This is a genomic window from Bifidobacterium apousia (assembly GCF_007559275.1).
Lineage (GTDB): Bacteria > Actinomycetota > Actinomycetes > Actinomycetales > Bifidobacteriaceae > Bombiscardovia > Bombiscardovia apousia.
In genome coordinates this window covers 22,102-36,521 of sequence record NZ_VMHK01000001.1, presented here as the reverse complement: position 1 = coordinate 36,521, position 14,420 = coordinate 22,102, and the positions used below count along the sequence as shown (strand labels likewise).

The 14,420-nt window shown below is 62.9% G+C and carries 10 protein-coding genes; 6 read left to right on the top strand and 4 right to left on the bottom strand.

The window, feature by feature from the left end; all coding sequences use genetic code 11:
* The first annotated feature begins 64 nt into the window (after positions 1–64).
* The 4 genes from gyrB (at position 65) to FPK30_RS00105 (ending at position 6,743) form a co-directional block, all read left to right on the top strand.
* Positions 65–2,104 carry a DNA topoisomerase (ATP-hydrolyzing) subunit B gene (gyrB, locus tag FPK30_RS00120; protein WP_222102856.1) on the top strand — a complete coding sequence of 680 codons (2,040 nt, stop codon included), beginning with the start codon at positions 65–67 and terminating at the stop codon, positions 2,102–2,104.
* A gap of 133 nt (positions 2,105–2,237) precedes the next feature.
* Positions 2,238–4,865, top strand: a complete 2,628-nt coding sequence (gyrA, locus tag FPK30_RS00115) for a DNA gyrase subunit A (protein WP_415873696.1) — start codon at positions 2,238–2,240, stop codon at positions 4,863–4,865.
* A gap of 104 nt (positions 4,866–4,969) precedes the next feature.
* On the top strand, positions 4,970–5,569 hold the full coding sequence (locus FPK30_RS00110; protein ID WP_144084800.1) for a DUF3566 domain-containing protein: 600 nt from the start codon (positions 4,970–4,972) through the stop codon (positions 5,567–5,569).
* Between the two features lie 58 nt (positions 5,570–5,627).
* Positions 5,628–6,743 (top strand): VanZ family protein, encoded by a 1,116-nt coding sequence (locus FPK30_RS00105; protein ID WP_144084799.1) that lies wholly within the window; start codon positions 5,628–5,630, stop codon positions 6,741–6,743.
* Here the strand turns inward: FPK30_RS00105 and FPK30_RS00100 are convergent.
* Positions 6,689–7,642, bottom strand: a complete 954-nt coding sequence (locus tag FPK30_RS00100) for a DMT family transporter (RefSeq protein WP_121914851.1) — start codon at positions 7,640–7,642, stop codon at positions 6,689–6,691. The genes FPK30_RS00105 and FPK30_RS00100 overlap by 55 nt on opposite strands.
* Positions 7,643–7,864: 222 nt before the next feature.
* On the opposite strand from FPK30_RS00100, the gene FPK30_RS00095 reads away from it, so the two are divergent.
* Positions 7,865–8,575: a LytR/AlgR family response regulator transcription factor gene (locus tag FPK30_RS00095; RefSeq protein ID WP_144084798.1), complete on the top strand. Its 711-nt coding sequence runs from the start codon at positions 7,865–7,867 to the stop codon at positions 8,573–8,575.
* The gene (locus FPK30_RS00090; protein ID WP_144084797.1) at positions 8,572–9,939 is read left to right on the top strand and encodes a sensor histidine kinase; all 1,368 of its coding nucleotides are present in this window, start codon (positions 8,572–8,574) and stop codon (positions 9,937–9,939) included. The genes FPK30_RS00095 and FPK30_RS00090 overlap by 4 nt, the downstream gene beginning before the upstream one ends.
* Here the strand turns inward: FPK30_RS00090 and FPK30_RS00085 are convergent.
* The 3 genes from FPK30_RS00085 to FPK30_RS00075 form a co-directional block, all read right to left on the bottom strand.
* A complete protein-coding gene (locus FPK30_RS00085) occupies positions 9,903–10,952 on the bottom strand; it encodes a glycosyltransferase family 2 protein (protein ID WP_144084796.1) in 1,050 nt (349 codons plus the stop codon). The genes FPK30_RS00090 and FPK30_RS00085 overlap by 37 nt on opposite strands.
* A gap of 175 nt (positions 10,953–11,127) precedes the next feature.
* On the bottom strand, positions 11,128–11,799 hold the full coding sequence (locus FPK30_RS00080) for a hypothetical protein (protein WP_198189407.1): 672 nt from the start codon (positions 11,797–11,799) through the stop codon (positions 11,128–11,130).
* Positions 11,792–14,221: a glycoside hydrolase family 3 C-terminal domain-containing protein gene (locus FPK30_RS00075; RefSeq protein ID WP_144084795.1), complete on the bottom strand. Its 2,430-nt coding sequence runs from the start codon at positions 14,219–14,221 to the stop codon at positions 11,792–11,794. Before FPK30_RS00075 ends, FPK30_RS00080 begins: the two co-directional genes overlap by 8 nt.
* Positions 14,222–14,420: the final 199 nt, after the last annotated feature.

The following is a 14,420-nucleotide window of genomic DNA, read 5'->3' as shown; positions in this document are numbered from 1 at the left end:
TGACCCGTCCCGGACCCCGCAAGAGGGCCGGGAGCATGAGGAGGACAAGCCTCAGGATGACGGCATGACGGGCCAGGATCAGCTGGACGACGCGCAGCTGGATGACTCGCTCTCCCCCGAACACTATGACGCCAGCGATCTGAAAGTGCTGGAGGGGCTGGAGGCTGTTCGCGTCCGTCCCGGTATGTACATCGGTTCTACAGGTCCCAGGGGCCTGCACCATCTGGTCTACGAGATCGTCGACAACTCGGTCGACGAGGCTCTGGCCGGGTACGCTGATCACATTGAAGTCACCATCCTGCCCGACAACGGCATCCGGGTGGACGACAACGGCCGTGGCATACCTGTGGACGAGGTGCCGGGCGAGGGCAAGAGCGGAGTCGAGGTGGTCATGACCAAGCTGCATGCCGGCGGCAAGTTCGGCGGCGGCGGCTACGCGGTTTCAGGCGGCCTGCACGGCGTGGGCATCTCTGTGGTGAACGCCCTGTCCACCCGGATCGATGTCCAGGTGCGCCGTCAGGGTTACCACTGGCATCAGAGTTTCCACAACCAGAAGCCCACCGCTCCCCTGTCCAAGGATCAGGCCATGGGACCGGACGAGGGCACCGGCACCTCCGTGACCTTCTGGGCCGATCCCAAAATCTTCGAGACCACGGTCTACGACTTCGAGACCCTGCGCAGCCGTTTCCAGCAGATGGCCTTCCTCAACAAGGGCTTGAGAATCACCCTGACCGATCTGCGCCCCAACAACCAGGCCGGTGACGAGGTGGCGGGCGAGGAGCAGACCCCTGAGCAGAAGGGCCAGTCCGTCAGCTACCAGTATGCCAACGGCATCAAGGACTATGTGGACTACCTGGTCAAGGTCAGGAAGGCCACGCCTGTGGAGGCCGAGGTCATCGACTTCGAGGCCGAGGACCTGAAGCTGGGCATCTCCGCCGAGGTGGCTATGCAGTGGACCACCGCCTACTCGGAGTCGGTCCACACTTTCGCCAACACCATCGCGACCACCGAGGGCGGCACCCACGAAGAGGGGTTCCGTGCGGCTCTGACCAGCATGATCAACCGCTACGCCCGGGACAAAAACATCCTCAAGGACAAGGATGACAACCTCTCGGGCGATGACGTGCGCGAGGGGTTGACCGCCGTGGTCTCCGTCAAGCTGACCAATCCGCAGTTCGAGGGCCAGACCAAGACCAAGCTGGGCAACTCCGAGGCCAAGACCTTCGTTCAGCGGGTCATGACCGAGAGGCTGAGCGACTGGTTCGACGCCCATCCCGGCGAGGCCAAGGCCATCATCCAGAAGGCCATGGAGGCCTCCCGGGCCCGGATCGCGGCCAAGAAGGCCCGCGAGAACACTCGCCGCAAGTCCATCTTCGAGACGGCCGGCATGCCCGACAAGCTCAAGGACTGCCAGTCCAGCGACCCCGAGGAGTGCGAGCTGTTCATCGTGGAGGGCGACTCCGCAGGCGGCTCGGCCATCCAGGGGCGCAACCCCATGACCCAGGCCATCCTGCCCCTGCGCGGCAAGATTCTCAACACGGAGCGGGCCAGTCTGGACCGCATGATGAAGTCCGACACCATCGAATCCCTGATCACGGCTGTGGGCGGCGGATACGGCGAGGACTTCAACATCGACAAGGTGCGCTACCACAAGGTCATCATCATGGCCGACGCCGATGTGGACGGCGCCCACATCGCCACCCTGAATCTGACCCTCTTCTTCCGCTACATGCGGCCCATGATCGAGGCTGGCTACGTCTACGTGGCCATGCCCCCGCTCTACCGGCTCAAGTGGACCAAGGGGCCCCACAGCTTCGTCTACACCGATGCCGAGCGCGACAGGGTCCTGGCCGAGGGCAAGGCCTCCGGCCGACAGCTGCCCAAGGGCGAAGGGATCCAGCGTTACAAGGGTCTGGGCGAGATGAGCTACCAGGAGCTCTGGGAGACCACCATGGATCCGGATCACCGCATCCTCAAGAAGATCCGCATCGATGACGCTGAGCAGGCCGACGAGACCTTCACCATGCTCATGGGCGACGAGGTCGAACCTCGGCGTCTGTTCATCCAACGCAACGCCCACGACGCCCGCTTCATCGACGCCTGAGACGGAAGCCTCCCCTTTTCACCATTTGAGCTAAGGATCGATTTTGGCAGACGATAACAACAATGACAACAGCCCGGACCAGGCCGGCCTCAACCTGCCCGACGGGTCCCGAGAGCCGCTCAGCCCCCAGGAGATGGACAACACCGATTACGGCCTCCTTAAGGGCGAGCGGATTCAGCCCATCGACCTCCAGCAGGAGATGCGGGAATCCTACCTCTCCTACGCCCTGTCCGTGATCGTGGAGCGGGCCCTGCCCGATGTCCGTGACGGCATGAAGCCGGTCCACCGCAGGGTCATCTACGCCATGTACGACGGCGGATACCGGCCCGACCGCGGCTACAACAAGTGCTCGCGCGTGGTGGGCGACGTCATGGGCAAGTACCACCCCCATGGCGATGCGGCCATCTATGACACCATCGTGCGTCTGGCCCAGTCCTGGTCCATGCGCTACCCGCTGGTGGACGGCCAGGGCAACTTCGGCTCCCCCGGCGACGACCCGGCGGCCGCCATGAGGTACACCGAGTGCCGTATGGCCCCCCTGGCCATGGAGATGGTGCGCGACATTGACAAGGACACGGTCGATTTCATCCCCAACTACGACGGTAAGACCCAGGAACCCACGGTTCTGCCCTCCCGCTTCCCCAACCTGCTGGTCAATGGATCAGCCGGCATCGCCGTGGGCATGGCCACCAACATTCCTCCTCACAACCTGCGCGAGGTATCCAAGGGCGTGCACTGGGCCCTGGAGCATCCCGAGGCCTCCAAGGAGGAGCTGCTCAACGCCCTGATCGCCATCATCAAGGGGCCGGACTTCCCCACAGGCGCCACCATCCTGGGCCACAAGGGCATCGAGCAGGCCTACCGGACTGGACGCGGCCTGATCACCATGCGGGCCGTGGTCAACACCGAAGAGATCCGCGGCAGGATGTGCCTGGTGGTCACCGAGCTGCCCTACCAGGTCAACCCCGACCGGCTGGCCTCCTCCATCCGCGAGGCGGTGCGCGACGGCAAGATTCAAGGCATCGCCGACATGCGCGATGAGACCTCGGGCCGTACCGGCCAGCGCCTGGTCCTGGTGCTCAAGCGTGATGCCGTGCCCAAGGTGGTCCTCAACAACCTTTACAAGCACACCCAGCTGCAGCAGACCTTCGGGGCCAACATGCTGGCCCTGGTGGACGGGGTCCCCAGGACCTTGAGTCTGGATGCCTTCATCCGCCATTGGGTCGACCACCAGCTGGATGTGGTCGAGCGGCGCACCCGCTATCTGAAGCGGGAAGCCGAGGATCGCGACCACATCCTGCAGGGGTATCTGAAGGCCCTGGACATGATCGACCAGGTCATTGCCCTGATCCGCGCCTCCAAGGATGTAGAGACGGCCCGCACTGGCCTGATGGAGCTGCTGGATGTGGACGAGGTCCAGGCCGATGCCATCCTGGCCATGCAGCTGCGCCGTCTGGCCGCCCTGGAACGGCAGAAGATCCTGGACGAGCATGAGGATCTCATGCGCAAAATCGCCGACTACAACGACATTCTGGCCCACCCCGAGCGCCAGCGCACCATCGTGGGCGACGAGCTGGACGAGATCGTCGACAAGTACGGCGACGAGCGGCGCACCCGGATCGTCCCATACTCGGGCGAGATGAACGTGGAGGACCTGATCGCTGATGAGCAGGTGGTGGTCACCGTCACCCACTCCGGCTTCGTCAAGCGGACCAAGGCCGACGAGTACCGGGCCCAGCACCGCGGCGGCAAGGGTATCCGCGGGGCCAGGCTGCGCGAGGACGACGTGGTGGACCACTTCTTCCTGACCAGCACCCACAACTGGCTGCTCTTCTTCACCAACAAGGGGCGGGTGTACCGGCTCAAAGCCTATGAGCTGCCCGAGGGCTCCCGCGACTCCAAGGGACAGCATGTGGCCAATCTGCTCCAGCTGGGCCCGGGCGAGCGGATCGAACAGGTCCTCTCCCTGCATGGCTACGACGATGCCAACTATCTGGTTCTGGCTACCCGGACCGGACGGGTCAAGAAGACCCGTCTGGCCGAGTATGATTCGCCACGCCAGGGCGGCCTGATCGCTGTGCGGCTGATGGAGCTGGGCACCGTCACCGACGAGGAGGGGCAGGAGGTGCCCCAGAGCGACGAGCTGGTGGGTGCCGCCCTCTGCAATGCCGACGACGAGATCATCCTGGTCTCCCGCAAGGGCATGAGCGTGCGCTTCCCGGCCGACGACTCCACCCTGCGGCCCATGGGACGGCAGACCGCCGGCGTCCAAGGCATGCGGTTCCGCCCTGGCGACGAACTGCTGAGCATGGACGTGATCGCCAAGGAGTCCGGGGATGATCTGCTGGTGGTCACCGACGAGGGCTTCGCCAAGCGCACCGCTCTGAGCGAGTACCGCCTGCAGGGCCGCAACGGCTACGGCGTCAAGGCCATAGCCATGGTCGAGGGCCGTGGTTCTCTGGTCGGCGCCCTGGTGGTGAACGAGGACGATCAGATCATGGCCATCATGAAGTCCGGCAAGGTCATCCGCTCCGATGTGGCCGAGGTCAAGCGGACCGGCCGCAACACCCAGGGGGTCACCCTGGCCAAGCCCGACAAGGGCGATGAAATCCTCTCGATCGCCCGCAATGCCGAGCGTGACGATCAGGAGGAGAGTAGCGGTCAGGTTGATGTGGCTCCTGCAGCTCCCCTGGCGGCCAAGGATCAGCCCATCGCCACCACCGGAACCGGCGACGGCCAAGGTCTGGCCCAAGAGGACTGAGCAGGTCCGCTACCAGTCTGACAAGACTGGTAGCCTCGTAAGAAGTCGTGCAGGTCCTGCGGCGGTGTGCGCGGACTGGTGAATGCAAGGATCAAGGAGTGCCGATGAGCCAGGATGATCAGAAGCAGGCCAAGGCCGGTACCGGTAAGAAGGGTACAGCAAAGCCCAAAACCGGAAAGACCAAGGCTGATGAATCCGAAAAGGACGAGTCCCGCCGACCATCATCGGCCACTCCCCCGGCTTCTGCTGCCGGCCGGACGGCATCAGGGCGTTCCGTAAGAACCGCAGCTTCTGCTGCCGGTCCGGTCAAGGCCTCTTCGACCACGCGTCCTCACGTGCCTCGGGCCCGGCGCATGCAGCTGTCCTTGACCCGGCTGGAACCTTGGTCCGTGGCCAAGGTCACCTTCCTGCTGTCCATCGCCGGGGCCATCATTCAGGTGGTGGCCGCCGCCCTGCTCTGGATTCTGCTCAACGCTATGGGGCTCTTTGACAACCTGACCCAGGTCATCTCCAAGACAGGCCTGGATGCGGGTGGTTTCGACCTGGGCCAGGTGCTGAGCTTGGGGACGGTCCTGAGCTCGGTGACCATTTTCTCTATCTTCGAGATCGTCATAGTAGTGGCTCTGGTCACCATTTTTGCCTTTCTCTACAATCTGGTCAGCTCCCTGGTTGGCGGCATCCACGTAACCTTGGGCGACGACTGAGCTCTTCGTCGGCGCAGTCAATCGGACAACAGGCCTAAGCACGATTTAGACTGGAATTGTGCTCTCGACATACCTGGACTACTTCAGCGGCTCCTTCGGCATATCTTTGGTCTTTTGGCCCCTGGCCTCGCTGATCCTGACCCTGCCCATCCTTGCCCTGATCTACAACCGCTATCACCGGCTCCGGCTGACAGCAGCCATGGCGGCTTATCTGACCGTCTTGTACCTGCTGGCCTTGGTCTTCTTCACCCTCTGGCCCATGCCCGACGACCGTGCTGCCTTCTGCGCCACCCATCATCTGACCCCCCAGCTCAATCCCATGCAGTTCCTGGCCGACCTGAGCACAGGCGGGCGGATGGCCATGCTGCAGATCCTGCTCAATGTGGCCTTCTTCCTGCCTCTGGGCTTCATCATGGGGCGGGTCTTCCGCTGGCGCTTCATCCTGGCCCTGCCGGTTGCCTTCCTGGTCTCCCTCTTCATCGAAACGGCCCAGCTGACCGGGGTTTTCGGCATCGTGGGCTGCGCCTACCGCCTCTTCGATGTGGACGACCTGATCTGGAACACTTCAGGCGCTCTGATCGGCTACCTGGTGGCCATGGTGGCCAACAAGCTCGTTCCCACTCGTCAGGCTGACGCTGCCCAGCTGGTCACCAACCCTGGGTTCATTCATCGTGCCGTCTCCCTGGCTCTGGATCTGCTTCTGGCCACCATTCTGTCCATGTCCCTGGGGATGGGCGTGACCTATGCGGTCCATCGCCTGGGCGCCTATCAGCTGGATGGTCACTATCGCTTTGGTGGATTGCTGATCGCCCCGTCCGCTCTGGATGTGTTCGGAACCGTGGTTGATCTGGCCATGCTGCTGATCTTTGAACTGCTCATACCCCTGCCCCGCCGGGGACGGACGCTGGGCGCCACCTTCACCCACATGACCGTCGAAACCAAGCAGCGGCATGGCTGGTCCCGCTTCCTCTTCTATCTGTTCAGGACTGCAGTCATCCTGGCTGTCTTCGGCCCTTGGACCGGCAAGGTTCAGACTGCGACGCGCATCCTGGCCCTGCTCCTGCTGGTCTTCTACCTGATCAAGCGGCAGATGCCCTATGACCTCTTGCCTGGGGCATCCTACCGGGAGGAGGACACCGGTGCAGAGGAATCCGCCGACGACCGGCGTGGGTGAAGCCTGACCTCGGACAGGATGATGGCGGCGAAGATGATGGCGAAGCCCAGCAGATGGGTGGCCGTCAGCTCCTCGTGCAGGACCAGTACCGAGACCAGCATGCCGAACAGGCTCTCCGAGCACAGGATCAGCGAACCCTGGGCGGCGGGGACCCTGGAGAAGGCAATGTTCTGAAAGTTCTGAGCCATCAGGGTCGAGATCAGCGTCAGATACATCATGGAACCCAGGGTCGAGGGCGTGAAGTCGGCCGCAGTGGGCAAGGGATCGAAGATCAGCGCGCAGACCAGAAAGAGCATGCCGCCGAAGAGCAGCTCCAGGTAGGTCAGCGTGGGGGCATCGAACTTCTTGGTCAGGAAACCGGTGATCACCAGGTTGACCCCGTAGAGCAGGGCGCCGGCCAGAGTCAGCAGGTCGCCAGTGCTCAGAACCAGCCCCTGTCCCCCGCCTTGGGCCGGCAGCGAGATCAGAGCCACGCCCAGGATGCAGATGGCGGCCGCGACGAAGTGCCGCAGGGCCGGCCGTCGGCGGGCCATGATCCAGACCAGGAAGGGCACGAAGATGCAGTAGGTGGCCGTCAGGAAGGAGTTGCGGCCCGGAGCGATGGTGGTCAGCCCCATCATCTGCAGGCTGAAGGCCGCCCAGTAACTGACCCCCAGAATCAGCCCCGGTACCAGGGTGTGTATGGCCCCGGTTCTGCGCAGCCGGGGCAGCAAAAAGGGTGTCATGATGACGATGGCGCAGAGGATGCGAATGCCCATCAGCCAGCGCACGGTCAGGGTCTCCATGGCAACCTTTTCGAAGGTGTATCCGGCCCCCCAGGCGGCCGCGGCCATCAGCAGCATCAGACGGGCCAGCCAGGTGGAGGGTTTCCAGGACGAAGAGGGTGCGAAGGTAGACATGTTTCGACTCTAATCGTTCCCGCCCACAAGTGAGAATTCATTCGCAACGTACAAAACGAGTAGTTCAAACTTGTTTGCTTTTTTCAAGCCAACCCCCCTGCTTGTCAGCGTTCGGCTTCAGGCAAGCGGGGTCTGCCATGCGGACATCTCCGATATCATTGAAGAACGGTGATAACGGCGGCCATGGGTCCTTGGTCGACGGGGTAAGGAGTGTGTGCCAGGATGATCAGAATCGCAGTGGTGGATGACGACTCCATCAGCTGTCGGACCATGGTCAATTACCTGAGCCGCTACCGCAAGGAACGTCAGGAAGAACTGACGGTCAGCGTCTTCACCGAAGGCAAGGCTTTTGCGGATGGCTATCGACCCGTCTATGACATCCTCCTTCTGGACATTCAGATGACCCCCATGGACGGAATCGAAGTGGCCCGCAGGGTACGCGCCCGTGACGAGTCGGTGGTCATCGTTTTCATCACCTCCGCCCCTCAGTACGCCATCAACGGCTATGAGGTGGGCGCTCTCTCATATCTGCTTAAGCCCCTGCCCTGGTTCGCCTTCTCCCAGGAGCTGGACCGGTCCATCGCCCAGGTGCGCGGCCGCGTGGACCTGTCCATCCTGATCACCGAGGGTGCCCGATCCACCAGGATCCCCCTCAAGGACATCGTTTTCATCGAATCCGTTCGCCACAGCAGCGTCATTCACACCTTGGATTCCTCACTGACCACGAACAACACGCTGAAAAGCCTGGAGGGCCAGCTGGACCAGCAAGGATTCTTCCGCTCCAACTCCTGTTACCTGGTCAACCTAGCCCATGTGACGGGCATGGAGGACCAGGACTGCATCATGTCTACCGGCCAGCGGCTACGGGTCAGCCGGCCCCGCAAGAAGGCCTTCATGACGGCTCTGACCGCCTATGTGGCAGGTCGGCCATGACCAGCACCCACATCCTCAACGCCCTGCCCGACATCCCCCGGCTCTATACGGGCATCAGCGAGTGGCTGGGTTGCTTGGTCTATCTGCTGGCCATCGGCGTGCGGACATCACGCCTGAGAATGACGGTTGTGCTTCTGCCTGGTCTGGCCGTGCTCATCGGGGTCCAATACTGGGCCGGCACCCTGCCTATCGCCTTCTGGATCATCAGCATGTGTCTGGCCGTGGCCTGCATGTATGCCATCATCATGCTGGCTTCGGGGTTGAGGGCGCTGGACGGGGCCTATCTGCTGGCCCGTGCCTTCGTCCTGGCCGAGCTGGTTGCCTCCCTGCACTGGCAGCTGGATTCCTTCATGCGTCCTTCCAACCACAGCCTGTACGACCCGGCGTCCTTGATCCTGCTGGTGCTGATCTACGGGGGCGTAGGACTGCTGGCCTGGGTGGCGGAACGGCGCAACTTCGCCGATGCCCAGCCTTCTGTGCCAGGACGCAGCGTCTTCATAGCCGCGGTCATCGCTGTGGTTACCTTCGCCATGTCCAACCTGAGTTTCGTTTCCACCAACACCCCCTTCTCCGGTCGGGTCGGCCTGGAGGTCTTCTACATCCGCACGCTGGTGGATCTGTGCGGCTTCGCCATGCTCTACGCCCAGCAGGAACAGCTGCGGGAGAGCCATACCAGCGCCGAGCTGGCTTCCATCAACGCCCGGGCTTACAGCCAGCATCGGGAGTACATACGATCCAAGGAAAATCTGGAGGCCATGGGCAGGCTCGCCCACGACCTCAAGCATCAGATCGCCGCCTTGCGCTCGCAGATGGACCCTGAGCGCAAGTCCCAGGATTTCGAGGAGCTGGAGGCTGCGGTCGGGCGGTACGGGTCCCAGCAGCACACCGGCAACCCCATCCTGGACGTGGTCATGTCAACCAAGGAGCGCATCTGCTCCGAAGAGGGGATCACCCTGACCATGGTGGCCGAGGGCTCCCTCTTGGAGGGGATGTCGCCCATGGATGTCTCCACCCTCTTCGGCAACGCCTTGGACAATGCCATTGAGGCTTTGAGGAAGGTTGAGGAACCCGACCGCCGCCTGATCAAGGTGGCCCTGTATGCCCGGGGACAATTCGTGGTGATTCGCATTGAAAACTACTTCGCATCGCCCCTGAATTGGAAAGGCAATGGCGAGCTGGCCACCACCAAGACCAGGACTGAGGATGGCCTGCATGGCTACGGGGTCAAGTCCATTCGGCACATAGCTCACCGCTATCAGGGCGAGATGACCCTGCGGACCGAACATCACTGGTTCAGCCTCTGTGTACTCCTGCCGCGGGTGGGCGATCAGTTGAAGCCCATGGCGGCTTCGGCGGCCTTATAACCTAGACGGATGGCCAAGCGACCGGGCCTGCCCGGCATGTTGATCATCCGGCAGAGCAGGGTGGAGCGCACGTCGGAGGCGATGACGGGGGAGCGGTGCTCTAGCCTTCGCCAGAGCATGTCCTTGTTTCGGTAGTTGCTGGGCTTGCGAGAGAGAATCAGGAAGACCGAGGTCACCACGCAGTTAATGGACAGATAGTGGATCATATAACGATAAAGTCCACGGGGAACCGTCCCTGGTTCAGGCGTGGAGTCAGCCATGAGCCCGTTGACCAGCAGCAGTTGTGAAACCCGGGCGATCATGATCGAGGTCTGCACTGACTGGCCCTGACGGCCGGTGTGGTAACGGTAGAAATCCGTGTCCAGGTAGAGCAGGGTGTGCACCCAGGGCAGGGGCTGATAGGAGTAGATGAAGTCCACGTAATAGGTGTGCTCGGGCAGGCGGGTGTGGGCCTGGCGGAGCACCTCGGTGCGCAGGATCAGGGCATGCATGATCATGTACTGGGCCAGCCCGAACCGCCGCAAATGGTTCCAGTCCAGCACCCGTCCCGGGTCCATGACGCTGCGGAAGTTGATGACCCGCTTATGCTTGCGGCCTTCCTTTTCATAGACATAGTTGGTGACCATCATGTCCACCGGATTCGAACGTCGCGACTGGTTGCGCAGTTGGTCCAGAACCAGACTCAGGGAGGTCGGGTCCACCCAGTCGTCGGCATCGACCACCTTGATATAACTGCCCCGGGCGGCTGCCAGACCCGTGTTGACCGCGCCGCCGTGGCCCTTGTTGGTCTGGCTGATCAGGCGGACAGTGTGCGGGTGGCGTGCCTGGTATGACTTCACCACCTGCGCTGTGGCATCGGTGGATCCGTCGTCGACCACGATGACCTCCAGATCGTCCCCCTCCCGGCTCAGGAGCGAATCCAGGCAGGTCGGCAGATGCTGGGCCATGTTGTAGGCGGGGACGATGAAGGTGAGAACGGGCGGGCTCGTGGAGGCCGGTCGGTCAGCTGTCATGAACGATCACTTCGCAAAAGAATGGGTCGGCGGGGTTGCCGGCGGGGTTGCCGTAATCCCGTCGGCGGCCGTTGTATGCGACCACTGTACATGATGGGTTTGAGGAAAAGGCCCCGCCCCTCTGGCTGCCGATGCATGCCGGTTCATTGACAGCCGGGGGAGTGGGGCCAGAATTTTACTGGGCGCTCGCCTCTGATTCGGTGGGCTCCTGACGGAAGATGACCTTGAAGATGGGGAAGAAGACCCAGAAGGAGATGGCCGAGTTGATGATCATGGTGACCAGATCAGCAATGGTGGTCCCCAGGCTGCCCCAGTTCAGGGTGTGCTGGAAGAAGCCGTAGATGGGGTCCTTGTACCAGCCCTGCAGCGCCGCCGCGATGATGGTGATGATCACGTAGGCCACCAGGTACCAGAAGGCCGCCTTCCAGACCGAGGAGTTGGACTTGAAGGTGATGTTGCGCTGGAGGAAGAAGTTGATGATCTGGGCGATCAGCAGGGTGATCTCCACCGCGAGGAAGTAGGCCAGGCCGCCCCCGCCGCCGTGGCCGATGGACCCGGCTGCGTAATCGAACAGGTAGTAGGGCTTGCCGCCGACGGTCCCCATGCGCCAGATCTGGAAGTTGGTGCCCACCAGGGAGGTGCCGTTGAAGATGGCCTTGAGCACAGGCATGAGCACCAGCTGCAGGACGGTGACCCCGTTGGACAGGATGAAGAAGACGATGAACTGGGCCAGGGTGGTGTGCCGGTCGCTGAACCGCCGCCACCAGCGGACGATCGCCCACTGCGAGGCCGTTGTCGTCTTCCCCTGGGCCGGCTGTCCGGCCTGCTGGCTGTGCTGATCACTCATGATTGAGCTCCTTTCCGGTCCTGCGGTTGGCAGCCATGTTCCTGAAGAATCCAGCGATGAATCCGCCCAGCCCCCTCCATAGGTGGCCGTTGGGAATGCGGACGATGGCCTCGACCATGGCCGTGTCGATCAGCCCGTTGGTCATCTTGGCCATGGCCCTGGGGGGCATGTTGAGCAGGAAGAGGGTGTTCAGGTCGGGGTTGCCGGTCTTGGCTTCGTGGCGTCTCTCGCTCTTGGCCAGGAAGTTGGCCACGAACCTGGCCAGGGCGCTTCTGGAGTCCTTCCAGGATGAGAGCGGATCGTTGACGCCGAAGGTGCTGACGGTGCCCTGTCGGACCACCGGGTGGCCGAAGAGCGCTGTCACAGCGGCATCGTCGACTTCCTTGACCCGGCCGGTCAGGTAGGCGCCCAAGGCAGGGTCGGGATTCTGCGGGTCGACGGTGCCCTGGACGCTCAGGTGCCCGCTCAGCTCCATGGTGCGCGCGTCGGATCCGATCATGATGGTCCAGTCGCCGGACTCGACCTGCCAGGAGTTGCTGGCCGTATCGAAGTGCCGGAAGGTCGTCTGGTCGAAGTCGATGCGGACCTGGGTTGACTGGCCGGCCTCCAGGCTGACCTTTTTGAAGCCCTTCAGTTCGCGGACTGGCCTGAGCACGCCGCCCTTGGGCGCCTGGACGTAGAGCTGGGGAACAGTGGCCCCCTGCCTGTCCGAATCATTGGTCAGGGTGAAGGCGACTCCCTTGTCGTCCACGGTCAGATCGGCGTAGGCGAAGTGTGCATAAGACAGGCCGTATCCGAAGGGGAAGCGTTCCTCCACGTCGGCGGTCAGGTAGTAGCGGTAGCCGACGAAGGGGCCCTCCCGGTAGATCGACTCGTGCGCGGGGTCGGGGTACCAGTCGGCGCTGGGGCAGTCGGCATAGGACTTGGGCCAGGTTTCCGCCAGATGGCCGGAGGGGTTGACCCGGCCGGTCAGGATGTTCAGGGTGGCTGATGCTCCAGCCTGTCCGGACAGTCCTATGTAGAGGACGGCATCGCACTGGTCGATCCAGTCGGTGGTGACGGGGGAGCCTGCCACCAGGACGACCACCAGGGGCTTGTCCGTCGCACCAAGGGCCTTGATCAGGTCGACCTGGTTGCTGGGAATGTCCATGTGGGAACGGTCCAGACCCTCGGATTCGCTGCGTTCATCCAGGCCCACGCAGGCGACAATCACGTCAGCCTGGCCAGCCGCAGCCACGGCCTGATCGATCAAAGAGTGGTTCTTCTCGCCATGGCGTTCGTAGCCCTGGCTGTAGGAGGCCAGCTCCAGTCCGTCGCCGTTGCCCTGCCTAAGCAGGTCCAGCATGCTCTCCTGCTTGGCTGCGTTGACCTTTGAGGATCCGGATCCTTGGAACCTTGCGGTTTTGGCCATATCCCCGACCAGGGCGACCCGGGTGCCGGCGGCCAGTGGCAGGCGTCCCTCCCGGTTGACCAGAAGGACGGCGGATCCCTCGGCGATGCTCCGTGCCACCTGATGGTGGTCCCGTATCTGATCCGCGGTCAGATTCCCATCAGGATCCATGTCAGAGTGGTAGGTCAGCTTGGCCAGCCGCGCCACCTCTTCGGCCCGGGCGTTCAGGTCGGCTTCGTCCAGTCGACCCTCCTGCACGGCCTTGGCAACCTGTCGGACGGAGTCATATCCGGCCTGGGGCATCTCCAGGGAGGAGCCGTTGGCGGCTGCGGCGACCGCGCTGTTGGAGCCGCCCCAATCCGAGACCACCATGCCGTCGAAGCCCCACTCTTTGCGCAGGATGTCCTTGAGCAGGTGGGGATTCTCGTTGGCATAGGTGCCGTTGACCATGTTGTATGAGGTCATGATGGCCCAGGGGTGGGCCTGGCGCACGGCGATCTCGAATCCGGTCAGATAGAGCTCGCGCATGGTGCGCTCGTCCACCACGGAGTCAGATGCCTGGCGGCGCAGCTCCTGGCTGTTCATGGCGAAGTGCTTGGGGGTGGCGGCCACGCCCTGGGACTGGATGCCTTCGATCAGGCCTGCAGCCATATGACCGGCCACCTGGGGATCCTCGGAATAGTATTCAAAGTTTCTGCCGCACAGGGGGTTGCGCTTGATGTTCATGCCCGGACCCAGAACCATGTTGACGCCCAGGCTCCTGGCCTCGCTACCCAGCGCCTGGCCCATGGTCTTGGCCAGCTCCGGGTCCCATGAGCAGGCCACGGTGCCCGCTGTAGGGAAGCAGGTGGCGGGCTTGGACTTGCCCATGCCCAGGTTGTCCCCTGATCCGGTCTGGCGGCGCAGGCCGTGCGGGCCGTCGCTCAGGACCATGCTCGGGATGCCCGCCCTCTTCAAGGCACGGGTTGCCCAGGTGGATTTTCCGGAGAGCAGCGATGCCCGTTCCAGAACTGTCAGATCCTTGACTTCCATAGTGTTCCCTCTCTGTGACGGGGGCCGATCCTGCTGCGGGAACCCTCGTTGCTTCCACAATCGGCCTCGGACTGGTACTGAATTTTCATTATTCCCCGACTGCCGAGGCCTGCTCGAGCGGGTTGCATAACCTGTTGTTTTCCTGGCATGAATGCTGCCTGGGCGTCAACGGGGGTGTCGATCCGCTCCTCGGCCGACG

Excerpts from the sequence above, each read along its gene's own strand:
- gyrB (WP_222102856.1), top strand. The coding sequence starts at position 65 with ATGACGGGCCAGGATCAGCTGGACGACGCGCAGCTGGATGACTCGCTC.
- gyrA (WP_415873696.1), top strand. The coding sequence starts at position 2,238 with ATGGACAACACCGATTACGGCCTCCTTAAGGGCGAGCGGATTCAGCCC.
- FPK30_RS00110 (WP_144084800.1), top strand. The coding sequence starts at position 4,970 with ATGAGCCAGGATGATCAGAAGCAGGCCAAGGCCGGTACCGGTAAGAAG.
- FPK30_RS00100 (WP_121914851.1), bottom strand. The coding sequence starts at position 7,642 with ATGTCTACCTTCGCACCCTCTTCGTCCTGGAAACCCTCCACCTGGCTG.
- FPK30_RS00095 (WP_144084798.1), top strand. The coding sequence starts at position 7,865 with ATGATCAGAATCGCAGTGGTGGATGACGACTCCATCAGCTGTCGGACC.
- FPK30_RS00090 (WP_144084797.1), top strand. The coding sequence starts at position 8,572 with ATGACCAGCACCCACATCCTCAACGCCCTGCCCGACATCCCCCGGCTC.
- FPK30_RS00085 (WP_144084796.1), bottom strand. The coding sequence starts at position 10,952 with ATGACAGCTGACCGACCGGCCTCCACGAGCCCGCCCGTTCTCACCTTC.
- FPK30_RS00080 (WP_198189407.1), bottom strand. The coding sequence starts at position 11,799 with ATGAGTGATCAGCACAGCCAGCAGGCCGGACAGCCGGCCCAGGGGAAG.
- FPK30_RS00075 (WP_144084795.1), bottom strand. The coding sequence starts at position 14,221 with ATGGAAGTCAAGGATCTGACAGTTCTGGAACGGGCATCGCTGCTCTCC.